Below are 15,402 nucleotides of genomic sequence, written 5' to 3'. Positions count from 1 at the left end.
TTACCGTAATCAGCCGAGGTCAGGTGCGACCGGAACGACGATCCGCCCGCGGATCTTTCCTTCGAGGAATTTCGGCGCGGTTGCAATCACGTCTTCCAAAGCGACTTCGGTCTCCATCGCGGCCAGCTTGTCCATGTCGAGATCGGCGGCCAGGCGACGCCATGCCTCGACGCGGTCCTCGATCGGGCACATCACGCTGTCGACGCCTGCGAGCGTCACGCCGCGCAGGATGAAGGGGGCCACGGAGGTCGGCAGGTTCATCGAGCCCGCCAGACCGCAAGCCGCGACGGTGCCGCGATAGGTCATCATCGACAGGACATTGGCGAGCACCTCGCCGCCGACCACGTCGACAGCCCCGGCCCAGCGTTCCTTGTTCAGCGGGCGAGGTTTGCCCGAGACATCCTCGCGCGGAACGATCGAGGAAGCGCCGAGGCCCTTGAGGTAGTCTTCCTCTTCGGGGCGTCCGGTGACGGCGGCCACGGTATAACCGAGCTTGCCCAGAAGCGCGGTCGCCACGCTGCCCACGCCGCCGGTCGCGCCGGTCACGACGACCTCGCCGCTCTCGGGGGTCACGCCATGCGCCTCAAGCGCCATCACGCAGAGCATCGCCGTGTAGCCCGCGGTGCCGATCGCCATCGCCTGACGCAAGGAGATCCCGTCGGGCAGCTTTACCAGCCAGTCGCCCTTCAGATGGGCGCGCGCGGCCAGCCCGCCCCAATGTTTCTCGCCCACGCCCCAGCCGTTCAGAACGACCCGGTCGCCCTTCGCGAAATCGGGATGCTTGCTGTTGGCGACGATGCCCGAGCAGTCGATGCCCGGCACCATCGGGAAGCTGCGCACCACGGGGCCCGCGCCGGTAATCGCCAGCGCGTCCTTGTAGTTCATCGTCGAGTAGGCGACGTCGACGGCAACCTGGCCCTCGGCCAGATCGGGCAGGTCGATCTCCTTGAGCGCGGCGCTCTGGGTCTCTTCGGGTTTCTCGATCAGAATGGCTTTGACCATGGGGTATCCTTTCAGCTTCGGGCGAGCCGCAGGAAGCCGTCTGTGAAACGGCGCAGCGGCTCGGAGTTGCGTTGAAGTTTGGTGCGCAGGACCGCGCCTTCCCAGCCGGTCCAGAACAGCTCTGCGAGGGCGTCGGGGTCGTGATCGGGGCCGATCTCGCCCACCGCTTGCGCGTCACGCAGGCAAGTCGCGGTGAGGCTTTGCCAGCGCTCGAAAACCGCGATCAGGCGGGTGCGGAACTCCTCGGGCAGGCTGCCCATCTCCTGACCGAGATTGCCGATCAGGCAGCCGCGGCGAAAATCGAACCGGGCCATTCCGGCCTCGGCCTCTTCGGTGAAGGCAGTGAGCCGGGCGAGGGGGGTAAGGTCCGCGCGGTCGAAGGCGCGGCGGAGCTTGTCTTCGAAATAGCTGCCATAGGCGTCGATCAGGGCCGCGCCGAAGGCCGCTTTCGTCGGGAAGTAATGATAAAAGCTGCCCTTGGTGACACCGGCGGCGGCAGTGATCTCGTCGAGGGCGACGCTCGCGTATCCACGCTCGGTCAACTGTGCGAGCCCCGCCCGGATCAGCGCCTTGCGGGCGTCCTGATCCTCCGGTTTGCGGCGCGGGCGGCCACGGCGCGAGGGGGCTGGCGTAGCGGTCATGCGGAATTAATATACCATGTGGTATGATAAATCAATTGCCGCAATTTTCACGCTGCGCCGCGCCGGGGGTCACCGACCTGCGGCAGCGCTCTGAGCAGTAGCGCACGCTCTCCCAGTCCCGGGCCCATTTCTTGCGCCACGCGAAGGGGCGGCCACAGCTGGCACAGAGCTTCGTCGGCAGGTCGGATTTACGGCGCATCTTCATGCAGAGCGATACGCGGCGGGCGCGGCCCCGGATGACCCGCGCAAAAGAAAAGGGGCCGCCGCCGCGACCCCTTTCTCGTCCCTCTTCCCTGCGATCAGATCGCCGAGCTATGCCCGGCTTTCGACAGATCATAGGCATCGAAATGGCGTGCGATCATCCGGGTCAATGGGCGTGCCTTGACCGGAATGCGCAGCCCCTCCGCGCTCACCTGAACCATGTCGCCGAAATGCTCGGCGCAGGTGGCGAACAGCGCGGACAGCTCTTCCGGATCGGCGCCGAAGTCCTGCACCAGTTCCGCTGCGCTCACTTCGAAATCGCACATCAGCGCCTCGATCAGCCGCGCGCGCATCTTGTCATCTGCAGTGAAGCGGTGCCCGCGCGAGGTCGAGAACCGATCCGCCCGGATCGCCGCGGTATGGGCCGAGGTGGCGGGTGCGTTCTGCGCATAGCCTTGCGGGAAGCGCGAGATCGACGAGGCGCCGAGCCCGACCAGCGCTTCGGCCTGATCGTCGGTATAGCCCTGGAAATTGCGCCGCAGCTTGCCTGCCCTCTGCGCGATCGAGAGGCCGTCGGTCGGCAGGGCGAAATGGTCGATGCCGATCTCGTCATAACCGTCGGCCACAAACAACTCGCGCGCCACCTCGAACAGCTTCAGGCGTTCCTGCGGAGTGGGCAGGTGATCCGACGGGATCATGGTCTGGCGGCGCGCCATCCACGGCACATGCGCGTAGCCGTAAAGCGCCACCCGGTCGGGGCCGAGAGAGAGCAGCTTTTGCACCGAGTCCGCGATCTTCGTCGGCGTCTGATGCGGCAGCCCGTAGAGGATATCGGCGTTCAGGCTCGCGACATCGCGTTCGCGAATCATGTCGACCGCGGCCTTGGTGATCTCGTAGCTCTGATCGCGCCCGATAACGCCTTGGATTTGCGGGTCGAAATCCTGCACCCCGATCGAGGCGCGGTTCATTCCGGATTCCACCAGCGCGTCGATGCGCTCGGCGTCGATCTCATTCGGGTCGATCTCGACCGAGAATTCTGCGCCTTCGCCCATCGGCACCGCATCGAAGACCGCATCGGCGAGGCGGCGCATCATCTCGGCGGGCATCAGCGTCGGCGTGCCGCCGCCCCAATGCAGGCGCGACAGAGTGACGCCGGGCGCCAACCGTTCCTTGAAAAGACGCAGTTCGGCCAGCAGAGTCTCGGCATAGGCGCGCACCGGTTCTTCGCTTTGCGTGCCTTGCGTGCGGCAGGCGCAGAACCAGCACAGCCGGCGACAAAACGGCACGTGCATATAAAGGGAGATCGACGCACCTTCGGGGATCGCTTCGATCCAGTGCGCGAATTCCATCGGCCCAACATCGCCCGCGAAATGGGGGGCGGTGGGGTAGCTTGTGTAGCGGGGCACCCGTGCGTCGAAGAGCCCGAGCCGGGTCAGTTGCGATTCCTGTTCCATAGGCGTATCTTTAGATGTAAGACGCGCAACAGAATTTGACCCAGATCAAGCAATATCCACATGGCACATGATGACGTTCAGCCTGCTTCGCTCGCCTGCGGAGACTGCCCGATCCAACATCGCGCCGTGTGCGCACGATGCGATGCAGACGAGCTCGAACAGCTTGAGAAGATCAAATATTACCGGAGTTTCGAGGCAGGCCAGACGATTATCTGGGCCGGCGACCAGATGGATTTCGTGGCCTCGGTCGTCTCGGGCATCGCGACTCTGACGCAGACGCTCGAGGACGGGCGCACGCAGATGGTTGGCCTTTTGCTGCCTTCGGATTTCGTGGGCCGTCCCGGGCGCAACCGTGCCGCTTATAATGTGACCGCGACCACCGACATTCTGATGTGCTGCTTCCGCCGCAAGCCCTTCGAGGAGATGATGGAGCGCACGCCCCATATCGCGCAGCGCCTGTTGCAGATGACGCTCGACGAATTGGACGCGGCGCGCGAATGGATGCTGCTTCTGGGCCGCAAGACCGCGCGCGAGAAGATCGCCTCGCTGCTGTCGATCGTGGCGCGGCGCGATGCGTCGATCAACATGAGCCCCAGCGCCCGGCAGATGGTGTTCGATCTGCCGCTGACGCGCGAGGCGATGGCCGATTACCTCGGGCTGACGCTCGAGACGGTGAGCCGTCAGATGTCCGCGCTGAAACGCGACGGGGTAATCGAGCTGCAGGGCAAGCGCCATGTCACCGTGCCGGATATGGATCGGCTGCTGCTGGAAGCAGGTGATGACAGCGACGGCGGTTTCCTCATCTGAGCATCCGTCCGCTCAGGGGGACACGCACTGACGATATGTGAGGGGCTTCATCGAGTCCCGCGTGATATCCTGACGCGAGAGGTAGATGCCCGTGCTCGACAGGGTCAGCACGATGTCGCGCTGCCATTTTTGTCCTTCGCCAGTAAAATTCCACGTCGCCCGCACCACGCGATCGGTCGCGCTGTCGATCTCAGTGAGTTTGGCCTGCGACTCGTAGAATTGCAGGCTGTCCGGCTTCACCACCATCAGCCCCTTGTTGTCATCGCGTGAGCTGTCGCAATCGGCCTTCGTCAGCCCCCAGCGCCCGACCATGCCCTCCGGCAGCGTCTTGGGCATCGCCCCGTCTTGTTTCGGCGTCATCTCCTGACAGGCGGCGAGCAGGGAGAGGCTGGCGAGAAGGGCGGGCAGGATGATGCGGCGGGTCATTGTGGGGCTCCGGTCTTTATTTAACCAGCCAACCCGTCAGCGCGACCGGAGTTCCGCGCAGGGCAGGGATGTCGCGACAAGGTCGCGAATTCGTGCGGGTTATGCCCCGGTTTCGGCACTGTCGTTAGGTAAACAAGGGGTGGCAGCATCGAGGAAGGTCTTATGCGTATCCTGTTTACTTGTTTCTTCCTCGTTGCCGTTCCAGGCCTGAGTGTGGCGCAGCCGTTGTCGCAGAGTATGGCGCAATGCTCGGGCCTGTTTCACGGAGTCGGTACGATGATGTCCGACCCCGCGCGGGCGGAAAAGCTCGACCGGGCGGGGATGATCTGGCGAGGCGCGGCGATCAAGCAGGCCGAGGCTGAAGGGCGCACGGATGCCGCCAGCTGGGTCGCGGTTCATCAGCGTGAAAGCTTTGACGACTGGCGCGGGCGCGGCAAGATGGCGGCCTTCTCGCAGGACTTCCGCGACTGGGCCAGCTATTGCCGCAAGCTCGGCAAGGCGAAGGGCATAAAGACCGACTTCGGGTCATGAAAACGGCGCCCCGAGAGGCGCCGTCATCCGTTCAGAAAGGTGGCGCGCTCAGTGCGCCATGATCACCGGAACCTCTGCCATCTCGAGCATGTGGCGCGTCGCCCCGCCCAGGATCGCTTCGCGGAAGCGCGAATGGCCGTAAGCCCCCATCACGATCGCATCGGCTTCGCTGTCGCTGACATGACGGTTGAGCACGTCCGAGACGCGCGGCATCGTCTTGGCTAGCACCGACACCTCGGCATGGACGCCGTGGCGCGCCAGCATCTGGCTGAGTTGGCCGCCGGGGTCGGAGCGCTCGGGCCCATGCGCGGGCGGGTCGATCACGGTGATATCGACCAGATCGGCGGATTTCAGAACGGGCAGGGCGGCGCGGACGGCGCGCATCGCCTCATGAGATTGATTCCACGCGATAACGACGCGCTTGGCGGGCATGTCGCCGTTATACCCGTCGGGCACGATCGCGACCGGAACCTGACCCTCGAAGAGCGCGGCTTCGACCGCGGCCTCGATTTCCGGCCCGCGGCCTTCGCCATAGGGGCGGCCCATCACGACCAGATCGGCGAAGCGGGCGCGCTGCCCGACAACGGTCGGCATCGCGCCGATTTGCGAGACGACCGCATCGACGCCCCAGCGGATGTCTTCGGCTTCGAGCCGCGCGCGCACCGCGGTCTCGGCATTGCGCGCATCGTCCTGCGCGCGGTCCATCGTTTCCTGCTGCACGAAGGCGGTCGCGCCCGCGTAGTAATATCCGGTCTGCGTGCGGTCCACGCCGAGGCAGAGCACGTCGAGATGGGCGTCGCGCCGCCGGGCGACGGCCACGGCGGTATCGATCTGTGTCGCGGCCGCCTTGGGATCCGTGACGATCGTGAGAAGTGTCTTGTAAGCCATGGGTCCTGTCCTTGCGCCAAAAGCGAATAAGCATGTGAGACCAGAGCCTAACCCGAAGAGATCGGCCGCACTTTGACGCGGATCAAGGGACGTGATGGTCATATCACATAACTGCGACCGAATGGCGCACTGTGATCGCGAGCATTTGATGCAGATCAAGGCATCGTGCATACCCTCGGACCACAAGGACTCCAGTCAAGCCCAGGAGGATTCTCGGTTTACGAGGGTGCCGCAGGGGCAGACCAGACGAAGGGACGCACAAAATGTGGGATTATATCAAGCTGATCGCGCTTGGCCTTGTGGCGGTTCTGGCCGCCATTGCGGCCGGCTACGCGCGCGATCTTGCCTATCAGGTGAATGCCGTCGAGGTCATGCTGGCCGCGGCCATCGCATTCATCTGGGTGCTTCGCACCATGGGGAGCCGCCAGCCGGTGGCTCAGAACGAGTATTTCGACGGCGTGGTTCGCGCCGGGGTGATCGCGACGACCTTCTGGGGTGTCGTGGGCTTCCTGGTCGCCGTCATTATCGCCTTCCAGCTGGCCTATCCGGCGCTCAATTTCGAATGGGCTCAGGGCTATCTGAACTTTGGCAAACTGCGCCCGCTGCATACGTCGGCGGTGATTTTCGCTTTCGGTGGCAACGCGCTGATCGCATCGTCGTTCTACGTGGTGCAGCGCACCTCGGCAGCGCGGCTGTTCGGTGGCAACGGCCTCGGCTGGTTCGTGTTCTGGGGCTATAACCTGTTCATCGTGCTCGCTGCGACCGGCTACATCCTCGGCGCAACGCAGTCGAAGGAATATGCCGAGCCGGAATGGTATGTCGACATCTGGCTGACGATCGTCTGGGTCGCTTATCTGCTGGCCTTCCTCGGCACGATCTTCAAGCGCAAGGAACCCCATATCTACGTCGCCAACTGGTTCTACCTGTCCTTCATCGTGACCATCGCGATGCTGCACATCGTGAACAACCTGTCGATCCCGGTCTCGTTCTTCGGTTCGAAGTCGGTTCAGGTCTTCTCGGGCGTGCAGGACGCGATGACGCAGTGGTGGTACGGCCACAACGCGGTGGGCTTCTTCCTGACCGCAGGCTTCCTGGGCATGATGTATTACTTCGTGCCGAAGCAGGCTGAACGTCCGGTCTACTCCTACAAGCTGTCGATCGTGCACTTCTGGGCGCTGATCTTCCTGTATATCTGGGCCGGTCCGCACCACCTGCACTACACGGCGCTGCCCGACTGGGCCTCGACGCTGGGCATGACCTTCTCGGTGATCCTGTGGATGCCCTCCTGGGGTGGCATGATCAACGGTCTGATGACGCTCTCGGGCGCATGGGACAAGCTGCGCACCGATCCGATCATCCGCATGATGGTGGTGTCGGTCGGCTTCTACGGCATGTCGACCTTCGAAGGCCCGATGATGTCGATCAAGGCGGTGAACTCGCTCTCGCACTACACCGACTGGACGATCGGTCACGTGCACTCGGGTGCGCTCGGCTGGAACGGCATGATCACCTTCGGCATGCTCTACTTCCTCGTGCCGCGTCTGTGGGCGCGTGAAGGGCTCTACTCGCTGAAACTGGTCAGCTGGCACTTCTGGCTCTCCACCATCGGGATCGTGCTCTATGCCGCTTCGATGTGGGTCGCCGGGATCATGCAGGGCCTGATGTGGCGCGAAGTGGACAGCCAAGGCTTCCTCGTGAACGCCTTTGCCGACACCGTGGCCGCCATGCATCCGATGTTCGTGGTCCGTGGTCTGGGCGGTGTGCTCTACCTCACGGGTGGCATCATCATGGCCTACAATCTGTGGATGACCGTCGCTCGTCAGCCGCGCGTGGAATCGCGTTCGGTTGCCGCCGTGCCGGCTGAATAAGGAGAGGAACAGATGGGACTTCTCGACAAGCACAGTGTTCTTGAAAAGAACGCCACGCTCCTGCTGATCTTCGCCTTCCTGGTCGTCACGATCGGCGGCATCGTGGAGATCGCACCGCTCTTCTACCTCGAAAACACCATCGAGGACGTCGAAGGGGTGCGGCCCTACACGCCGCTGGAGCTCACCGGGCGCGATATCTACATCCGCGAGGGCTGCTATGTCTGCCACTCGCAGATGATCCGCCCGATGCGCGACGAAGTGGAGCGTTACGGCCATTACTCGCTGGCAGCGGAGTCGCAATACGACCACCCGTTCCAGTGGGGCTCGAAGCGGACGGGGCCCGACCTCGCCCGCGTCGGCGGCCGCTACTCGGACGCCTGGCATGTGGATCACTTGACCAATCCGCAGTCGGTCGTGCCGGAATCGGTGATGCCGAAATACGGCTTCCTGCTCAATCGCATGGTCGATCCCGCGCATATCGACGAGCGGCTCTCGACCGATGCGATGGTGGGCGTGCCCTACACTTCGGACATGATCGAGAACGCCAAGGCGGACTTTGCCGCTCAGGCCGATCCGAACAGCGACTATGACGGGCTGATGGAGCGTTATCCCAACGCGACGAACGTCCGTAATTTCGACGGTCGCCCGGGCATTTCCGAGATGGACGCACTCGTCGCCTATCTGCAGGTGCTCGGCACCATGGTCGATTTCTCGACCTTCGAACCCGTGGCCAGCCGGTAAGGGGAGCTGATCAATGGACTATCACATCTTCAGGGAATTCGCGGACAGCTGGTTTCTGATCTTCATGTTCGTCTTCTTCCTGGCCGTCGTGGCCTGGGTCTTCCGGCCCGGTTCGCGCAAGACCTACGAAGATACGTCCGAGATCCCGTTCCGGCACGAAGACAAACCCGCCAATGCCTCGGAGGCCGGCGAGAGCCGGTCCTCCAAGGACTGACGGCGCCACGTTGTAAGGAGGCGTGGAGAACATGAGCAAGAGACCAAGCAAGCACAAGCACGAGGTCGAGACCACGGGTCACCAGTGGGACGGCATCGAGGAATACAACAATCCGCTGCCCAAATGGTGGCTGTGGACCTTCTATGCCTGCGTCATCTGGGGGATCGGTTACTCGATCGCGATGCCGGCATGGCCGATCTTCAAATCCGGCGCGACGCCGGGGATCATGCACTCGTCGACCCGCGCGAATGTGCAGGCCGATATCGACAAGTTCGCTGCGGCGAATAAGCCGATCCAGGAGAAGCTCGTCTCGGTCGATCTCGACCAAATCTCGAGCGATCCCGAGCTGAACAACTACACCCAGAACGCCGGTGCGGCCGTGTTCCGGACCTGGTGCGCGCAGTGCCACGGTGCGGGTGCGGGCGGCAACTCGAAGCTGGGCTATCCGAACCTTCTCGACAGCGCATGGCTGTGGGGCGGCACGATGGAGGACATCCATTTCACCGTCACGCACGGCATCCGCAACGAGACGGACCCGGATGGCGAGGCACGTTACTCGCAAATGCCCGCTTTCGGCACGGACGAGCTTCTCGAGCCCGCGCAGATCGATCAGGTCGTGCAATACGTCCGCAAGATCTCGGGTCAGGACCATGACGAAGCAATGGCCACTGAAGGCGAGACCGTCTTCATGGACAACTGCTCGGCCTGCCATGCTGAAGATGGCACCGGCGACCAGATGCAGGGTGCGCCCAACCTGACCGACGCCGTCTGGCTTTACGGTGGGGATGTGGACACGCTGACCTACACGGTCACCAACGCCCGCTTTGGCGTTATGCCGAACTGGAACGAGCGTCTGTCGGAAGCGGATATCCGCGCCGTGGCGGCCTACGTTCACAGTCTGGGCGGCGGCCAGTAACGGTCGAAAATACAGAGATCCCGCGGGGCTTTGGTCTGGCGGGTCGCACCGGCACCCCGTCCTGTTCGCGCGTTTCCTGGGGGTGCCGGTGCCCAATTTCAGAGGGCCCCCGTCGCGGGGCCCTCTCGTTTGTCGAGGGTTACCTGTCGTCTATCTTGGGGTCATCCTTGGGCAAAACAAGCTCCGCGCTTGTCTTTGCACGCCGATGTGAACGCCGATGCGAGCGGGCCGCCGGCAGGCCGGGGCTCTGATCGAGGCCCGTGGCGATGGTGAAGCTCTGCGCCCAGATCCCGATCATTTCCAAAACTCCCGAAACCGTTGGCGCAGTGAGGGACGCGGTGCGCGATGGCGCTTGCGCGAGTCTATCGGGTCCGGCAGGTGCGGCCAGTTGCTTTGCGGCACGTCGAGGCCCATGCGGGCGAGCAGCAATAGCGTGTCGGGCGTAACTCCATCTTTCATGTCTGATCTCCTGAAGGCGGGGCAACTCTGGTCAGGATGCGCTATTTACGCGAAGATGCGACTCAGGAAACTTTCCACGATGTAAGATGAAGTTACGGATATGGACTGGCGAACCCTTCCCTCCCTGACCGCGCTGCGGGCCTTTTCGGCGTTTGCCGACTCCGGTTCGGTGGCTCAGGCGGGGCGTGCGCTCAACGTGTCGCATGCGGCCGTCAGTCAGCAATTGCGCGGGCTCGAAGAGCGGCTCGGTGTGACGCTTGTCGACCGGTCGGGCCCGCGGCCTGCGCTGACGCCCGACGGTCGCCGCCTTGCGCAGGCGCTGCGCGACGGGTTCGGCACGATTGCCGAAGCGGTCGCTTCGCTGAGCGACACCGCCGACTCCCGCCCGCTGCAAATCGCCACCACGCCAAGCTTCGCCTCGGCCTGGCTGTTGCCCCGGCTGCCGGACTTTCGCGAAGCCCATCCCGAGATCGGTCTGACCATCGACCCTTCGGCGACCGTCTCCACGCTTGCGCCGGGCGGGGTCGAGATGGCGCTGCGCTACGGATCGGGGGACTGGCCCGGTCTCGAGTCGCGGCTTCTGGTGCGCTCGCCCATCGTCGTGGTCGCGGCCCCCGCGCTGGTGGGGGAGGGGCGGTATGACTGTCCGGCGGATTTGCGTGGCCTGCCGTGGCTGCAAGAACTCGGCACCTCCGAGTCGACCGACTGGTTCGCGCGCCATGGTGTCACGCAGGATCAGGCCAAAAGCCTGACAGCGATGCCGGGCAATCTTTTGCTCGAAGCGGCGCGCGGCGGGCAGGGGGTGGCGGTGACCGCCTTGGTCTGGGTGGAGCAGGATATTGCGGCCGGGCGGTTGCGGCTACTGTTTGAAGACAGCGAGGAAAAAGGCTATTACACGGTTACGCGACCGGGCGTGAGGCGACCGGCGCTACGCCAGTTCATGTCTTGGCTCTTCAAGCAAGCGGCGCATGCCGGTGACCAGTAAAAATACCAACCAGTGAAGATTTCCTGTATGGCAGACCTGTCTTTTTGACGCAGGTCAAAGCCTTCACGACTGTGTCATACCAGAAGAGCCTGTGACGCAGAGAAATATATGAACGGAGAGAGTCGTGAGCTCCACCGAACCAGTCGATCCCCCGCCGCTTTACGCCGCCCGCGAGCCGATCTTTCCGCGCCGCGTGCACGGCCAGTTCCGCAACCTGAAATGGGTGCTCATGGCGGTGATGCTTGGCATCTACTACATCACGCCGTGGATTCGCTGGGATCGTGGCCCGGAACTGCCTGATCAGGCGGTGCTTCTGGACCTCGCGAACCGCCGTTTCTTCTTCTTCATGATCGAAATCTGGCCGCATGAATTCTACTTCGTCGCGGGCCTTCTGATCATGGCGGGCCTTGGCCTGTTCCTGTTCACCTCGGCGCTGGGGCGCGTCTGGTGCGGCTATGCCTGCCCGCAGACCGTCTGGACCGATCTGTTCATCCTTGTCGAGCGTTGGGTCGAGGGCGACCGCAACGCGCGTATCCGTCTGCTGCGTCAGAAATGGAACGCCGAGAAGTTCCGCAAGCGCATCACGAAATGGGTGCTCTGGCTGCTGATCGGCGTCGCGACCGGCGGGGCCTGGGTGTTCTACTTCACCGATGCGCCGACGCTGCTGACCGATCTGTTCCACGGCACCGCCTCGCCGATCGCGTATACGACGATCGCGGTGGCGACGCTCACGACCTTCGCCTTCGGCGGCTTCGCCCGCGAACAGATCTGCATCTACGCCTGCCCGTGGCCGCGCATTCAGGCGGCGATGATGGACGAAGACACGATCACCATCGCCTATCGCGAATGGCGCGGCGAGCCGCGCGGCAAGCTCAAGAAGGGCCAGCACGATCCGACGCAGGGCGACTGCATCGATTGCATGGCCTGCTTCAACGTCTGCCCGATGGGCATCGATATCCGCGACGGCCAGCAGCTCGAATGCATCACCTGCGGCCTGTGCATCGACGCCTGCAACGAGATGATGGACAAGATCGGCAAGCCGCGCGGCCTCATCGGCTACATGGCGTTGAAGGACGAGGCGAACGAGCGCTCGGGCAATCCGGTCATCAATGTCTGGAAGCACATCATGCGCCCGCGCACGATCCTCTACTTCTCGATGTGGTCGCTGATCGGCATCGGTCTGGTGGTCGCGCTCTTCATGCGCTCGCCCATCGACTTCAATGTGACGCCGAACCGCGATCCGCTCTTCGTGGTGGAGCCTTCTGGCGCGATCCGCAACATCTACACGCTGCGGCTGCGCAACAAGGCGGGCGAGGCGACCGAGTTCAAGGTCTCCGTCAAAGCCCCCGATCCGGCCGAGCAAAGCACGCTGAGCGTGTTGCTGGAAGGCCAGGACGGAAACACCGTGACGGTGCCCGCAGATGAAACCATGACCCAAAGGGTCTATATTGTCGCCGAGCCCGGTTCGTCCATCGCCACCAGCGAGCGCACCGAACTGACGATGTGGATCGAGGACATGACCAATACTGATCGCGTGTCGGAGACGACCGTATTCAACGGAAGGGTACAATGACCGAGATGGCGAAACCGCTGACCGGAAGAAAAGTGCTGATGATCGCGGTGGCCTCCTTCGGGGTGATCATCGCGGTCAACCTCGTCATGGCGTGGCAGGCCGTCAGCACGTTCCCCGGCCTCGAGGTCGACAATTCCTATGTCGCCTCGCAGACCTTCAATGAAGAGAAACTGGCGCAGGATGCGCTCGGCTGGACCGTGTCGCCGGAATATTCCGACGGCAAGCTGAGCTTCGTGATCCGCGACGAGGACGGGCTGCCCGCGAGGGTGGCCGAGTTCAAGGCGCTTGTCGGGCGCACCACCCATGTCCGCGATGACATGACGCCCGATTTCGACTATGTCGGCGGCATCTTCACCACGAAGCTCGATCTTGCGCCGGGCGTCTGGCTGGTGCATCTCGACGCGAAAGCCGCCGACGGCACGGAGTTCCGCCAGCGGATTGACCTGTTCGTGAAAGGCTGAGCCGATGTCGGTGTCGCCCGCTTCTCCATCGCATAGCGAACCGTTCGAGGACGAGCATGTCTCGGCTTCGGCCTGTCCCGCCTGCATCGCGGCCCCCTCGGCCGAGCAGATAGCGAAGTCGGGTGACATCAAGGGCGCGCGGATCATGCTGTCGCTGCCCACGGCGCATTGTGCGGTCTGCATCACCGATGTCGAACGCGAGCTGATGAAGCAGCCGGGCGTGAAATCGGCGCGGGTGAACCTGACGCTGAAACGCGCCTCGGTCGATGCGGCGGGCGATGTCGAGCCGGCGGGGCTGATCGCGGCGCTCGACAAGATCGGCTATGAGGCGCACGAGCTCGATCCCGGCATGCTGTCCGCGACCGAGGCCGACAAGCGCGGACGTGACCTCCTGATGCGCATGGGCGTCGCGGGCTTCGCGATGATGAACATCATGATGCTCTCGATCGCGGTCTGGTCCGGGGCCGAGGATTCGACGCGCGACCTCTTCCACTGGATTTCGGCGGCGATCGCGCTGCCCACCACGATCTTCGCGGGCCAGCCCTTCTTCGCCAATGCCTGGGCGTGCTTGCGCGGCGGGCGTCTCGGGATGGATGTGCCGATCTCGCTCGCGATCCTGCTCGCGCTCGGGATTTCGCTGTTCGAGACGATGCATTCCGGGGCACATGCCTATTTCGAAGCGGCGACGATGCTCACCTTCTTCCTGCTGGTGGGCCGCTATCTCGACTATCGCACCCGCGCCGTGGCGCGCTCGGCCGCCGAAGAGCTAGCCGCGCTGGAAGTGCCCCGCGCGACCGTGTTGCGCGACGGCGACGAGGTCACCGTGCCCGTGGGCGAACTGGTGCCCGGCGATCTGATCCGGGTGCGCCCGGGAGGCCGTATCCCAGCCGATGGCGAAGTGACCGAGGGCCAATCCGAGAGCGACCGCTCGCTGTTGACCGGCGAAAGCCTCCCCGTGCAGGTGCTGCCCGGAATGACGCTCTCCGCCGGTGAGGTGAACCTGACCGGGCCGCTGACCCTGCGCGTGACGGCAGCCGGGCGCGACAGCTCGCTGCATCGGATGGCCGATCTCGTCGCGATGGCCGAGAGCGCGAAAACCAAATACACCTCGCTCGCCGAACGGGCGGCGCGGGCCTATGCGCCGATCGTGCATATCCTGTCCTTCAGTGCGTTCTGCGCCTGGGCCTGGATCACCGGCGGCGATTTCCGTCTGGCGGTGAACATCGCGGCGGCGGTGCTGATCATCACCTGCCCCTGCGCGCTGGGGCTTGCGGTGCCTGCCGTGGTGACCGCAGCATCGGGCAAGCTGTTCCGCAAGGGCCTGTTGATCAAGGATGGCACCGCGCTGGAGCGTATGGCCGAGATCGACACGGTCGTCTTCGACAAGACCGGCACGCTGACCATGGGCGCGCCGCGCCCGCAGAACCTCTCCGATCTCTCGCCCGAGGCGCTGTCTGTCGCGATGGCATTGGCCGAAGGTTCGAGCCACCCGCTCGCCCGCGCGCTGCACGAGGCGGCGGCAGGGCAGGGGGTCGTCCCCGCCACGCTGAGCGATCTGCGCGAAGTTCCGGGCTACGGCGTCGAGGGCGTCTGGCAGGGCCAGCGCGTGCGGCTCGGTCGTGCGAACTGGATCGGCGCCGAGGACGGCACGACCACAGCGACCCATCTCGCGATCGGTGAGGCGGCCCCGATCTCGATCCGTTTTGCCGACACGCTGCGCACCGGGGCCGAAGAGGCCGTGGCCGGTCTGAAGGCGCAGGGCAAGCAGGTCTGGCTGGTCTCGGGCGATGTCGAAGGCGCGGTGAGCGATCTCGCCACGCGCCTCGGGATCGACACCTACCGCGCCGGCGCCTTGCCCGCGGAGAAAGCGCAGCTCGTGAGCGATCTCACCCAACAGGGCCACCGCGTGCTCATGGTGGGCGACGGTCTCAACGACACCGCCGCGCTGGCTGCCGCCCATGTCTCGGTATCGCCCGCCTCCGCACTGGATGCGGCGCGCACGGCGTCGGATATCGTGCTTCTGGGCAAGGATCTCGCGCCGGTCTCCGATGCCACCTCGATCTCGGTGCGCGCCCGCCGCCGGATCAAGCAGAACTTCGGCATCTCCATCGTCTACAATATCATCGCCGTGCCGCTCGCGCTGACGGGGCTTGCGACGCCGCTGATGGCGGCGCTCGCGATGTCGGCCAGCTCGATCACGGTCTCGCTCAACTCGCTGCGCCTGCGCTGAAAGGA

17 protein-coding genes are annotated in these 15,402 nt (G+C 64.2%); 10 read left to right on the top strand and 7 right to left on the bottom strand.

The genetic code is table 11. The features are described from left to right. Positions 1–9: 9 nt before the first annotated feature. The 4 genes from BMI88_RS10200 to hemN form a co-directional block, all read right to left on the bottom strand. The gene (locus BMI88_RS10200; protein WP_078548287.1) at positions 10–1,002 is read right to left on the bottom strand and encodes an MDR family oxidoreductase; all 993 of its coding nucleotides are present in this window, start codon (positions 1,000–1,002) and stop codon (positions 10–12) included. Positions 1,003–1,013: 11 nt separating this feature from the next. Further along, positions 1,014–1,643, bottom strand: a complete 630-nt coding sequence (locus tag BMI88_RS10195; protein ID WP_078548284.1) for a TetR/AcrR family transcriptional regulator — start codon at positions 1,641–1,643, stop codon at positions 1,014–1,016. Between the two features lie 31 nt (positions 1,644–1,674). Next, the gene (locus BMI88_RS10190; protein WP_210402026.1) at positions 1,675–1,848 is read right to left on the bottom strand and encodes a DUF2256 domain-containing protein; all 174 of its coding nucleotides are present in this window, start codon (positions 1,846–1,848) and stop codon (positions 1,675–1,677) included. A 94-nt stretch (positions 1,849–1,942) separates the two neighbouring features. Beyond that, positions 1,943–3,298 (bottom strand): oxygen-independent coproporphyrinogen III oxidase, encoded by a 1,356-nt coding sequence (gene hemN / locus BMI88_RS10185; protein WP_078548278.1) that lies wholly within the window; start codon positions 3,296–3,298, stop codon positions 1,943–1,945. A 60-nt stretch (positions 3,299–3,358) separates the two neighbouring features. On the opposite strand from hemN, the gene BMI88_RS10180 reads away from it, so the two are divergent. Continuing rightward, positions 3,359–4,105 (top strand): transcriptional regulator FnrL, encoded by a 747-nt coding sequence (locus BMI88_RS10180; protein ID WP_078541984.1) that lies wholly within the window; start codon positions 3,359–3,361, stop codon positions 4,103–4,105. 12 nt (positions 4,106–4,117) lie between these two features. On the opposite strand, the gene BMI88_RS10175 is transcribed toward BMI88_RS10180, so the two are convergent. Then, a complete protein-coding gene (locus BMI88_RS10175) occupies positions 4,118–4,531 on the bottom strand; it encodes a hypothetical protein (RefSeq protein WP_078548276.1) in 414 nt (137 codons plus the stop codon). A 276-nt stretch (positions 4,532–4,807) separates the two neighbouring features. Between BMI88_RS10175 and BMI88_RS10170 the strand changes: the two genes are divergently transcribed. Beyond that, entirely contained in the window at positions 4,808–5,062 is a 255-nt protein-coding gene (locus tag BMI88_RS10170) for a hypothetical protein (RefSeq protein WP_146673539.1), read from the top strand. 48 nt (positions 5,063–5,110) lie between these two features. Here the strand turns inward: BMI88_RS10170 and BMI88_RS10165 are convergent, their stop codons facing one another. Next, a complete protein-coding gene (locus tag BMI88_RS10165) occupies positions 5,111–5,950 on the bottom strand; it encodes a universal stress protein (RefSeq protein WP_078520407.1) in 840 nt (279 codons plus the stop codon). A 263-nt stretch (positions 5,951–6,213) separates the two neighbouring features. On the opposite strand from BMI88_RS10165, the gene ccoN reads away from it, so the two are divergent. From ccoN to ccoP, 4 genes are read left to right on the top strand one after another with little or no spacing between them, the layout of a single operon-like run. Continuing rightward, the gene (gene ccoN, locus BMI88_RS10160; protein WP_078520406.1) at positions 6,214–7,818 is read left to right on the top strand and encodes a cytochrome-c oxidase, cbb3-type subunit I; all 1,605 of its coding nucleotides are present in this window, start codon (positions 6,214–6,216) and stop codon (positions 7,816–7,818) included. Positions 7,819–7,830: 12 nt separating this feature from the next. Continuing rightward, positions 7,831–8,559 (top strand): cytochrome-c oxidase, cbb3-type subunit II, encoded by a 729-nt coding sequence (ccoO, locus tag BMI88_RS10155; protein ID WP_078548271.1) that lies wholly within the window; start codon positions 7,831–7,833, stop codon positions 8,557–8,559. Positions 8,560–8,572: 13 nt separating this feature from the next. After that, on the top strand, positions 8,573–8,773 hold the full coding sequence (locus BMI88_RS10150) for a cbb3-type cytochrome c oxidase subunit 3 (protein ID WP_078520404.1): 201 nt from the start codon (positions 8,573–8,575) through the stop codon (positions 8,771–8,773). Positions 8,774–8,804: 31 nt separating this feature from the next. After that, complete coding sequence (ccoP, locus tag BMI88_RS10145; RefSeq protein ID WP_078520403.1) at positions 8,805–9,689, top strand: cytochrome-c oxidase, cbb3-type subunit III; 885 nt, start codon at positions 8,805–8,807, stop codon at positions 9,687–9,689. Between the two features lie 294 nt (positions 9,690–9,983). On the opposite strand, the gene BMI88_RS19745 is transcribed toward ccoP, so the two are convergent. Continuing rightward, the gene (locus BMI88_RS19745; protein WP_168173968.1) at positions 9,984–10,148 is read right to left on the bottom strand and encodes a hypothetical protein; all 165 of its coding nucleotides are present in this window, start codon (positions 10,146–10,148) and stop codon (positions 9,984–9,986) included. 100 nt (positions 10,149–10,248) lie between these two features. Between BMI88_RS19745 and BMI88_RS10140 the strand changes: the two genes are divergently transcribed. The 4 genes from BMI88_RS10140 (at position 10,249) to BMI88_RS10125 (ending at position 15,397) form a co-directional block, all read left to right on the top strand. Next, positions 10,249–11,133: a LysR family transcriptional regulator gene (locus tag BMI88_RS10140; protein WP_078548269.1), complete on the top strand. Its 885-nt coding sequence runs from the start codon at positions 10,249–10,251 to the stop codon at positions 11,131–11,133. A gap of 124 nt (positions 11,134–11,257) precedes the next feature. Continuing rightward, positions 11,258–12,706 carry a cytochrome c oxidase accessory protein CcoG gene (gene ccoG, locus BMI88_RS10135; protein WP_078548267.1) on the top strand — a complete coding sequence of 483 codons (1,449 nt, stop codon included), beginning with the start codon at positions 11,258–11,260 and terminating at the stop codon, positions 12,704–12,706. Continuing rightward, positions 12,703–13,167, top strand: a complete 465-nt coding sequence (locus BMI88_RS10130; RefSeq protein ID WP_306461387.1) for a FixH family protein — start codon at positions 12,703–12,705, stop codon at positions 13,165–13,167. Before ccoG ends, BMI88_RS10130 begins: the two co-directional genes overlap by 4 nt. Positions 13,168–13,171: 4 nt before the next feature. After that, positions 13,172–15,397, top strand: coding sequence for a cation-translocating P-type ATPase (locus BMI88_RS10125; RefSeq protein WP_078548265.1), 2,226 nt, complete (start codon positions 13,172–13,174; stop codon positions 15,395–15,397). Positions 15,398–15,402: the final 5 nt, after the last annotated feature.

This window comes from Thioclava sp. F36-6, assembly GCF_002020305.1.
GTDB lineage: Bacteria > Pseudomonadota > Alphaproteobacteria > Rhodobacterales > Rhodobacteraceae > Thioclava > Thioclava sediminum.
This window is presented reverse-complemented; position numbering and strand designations above follow the sequence as displayed.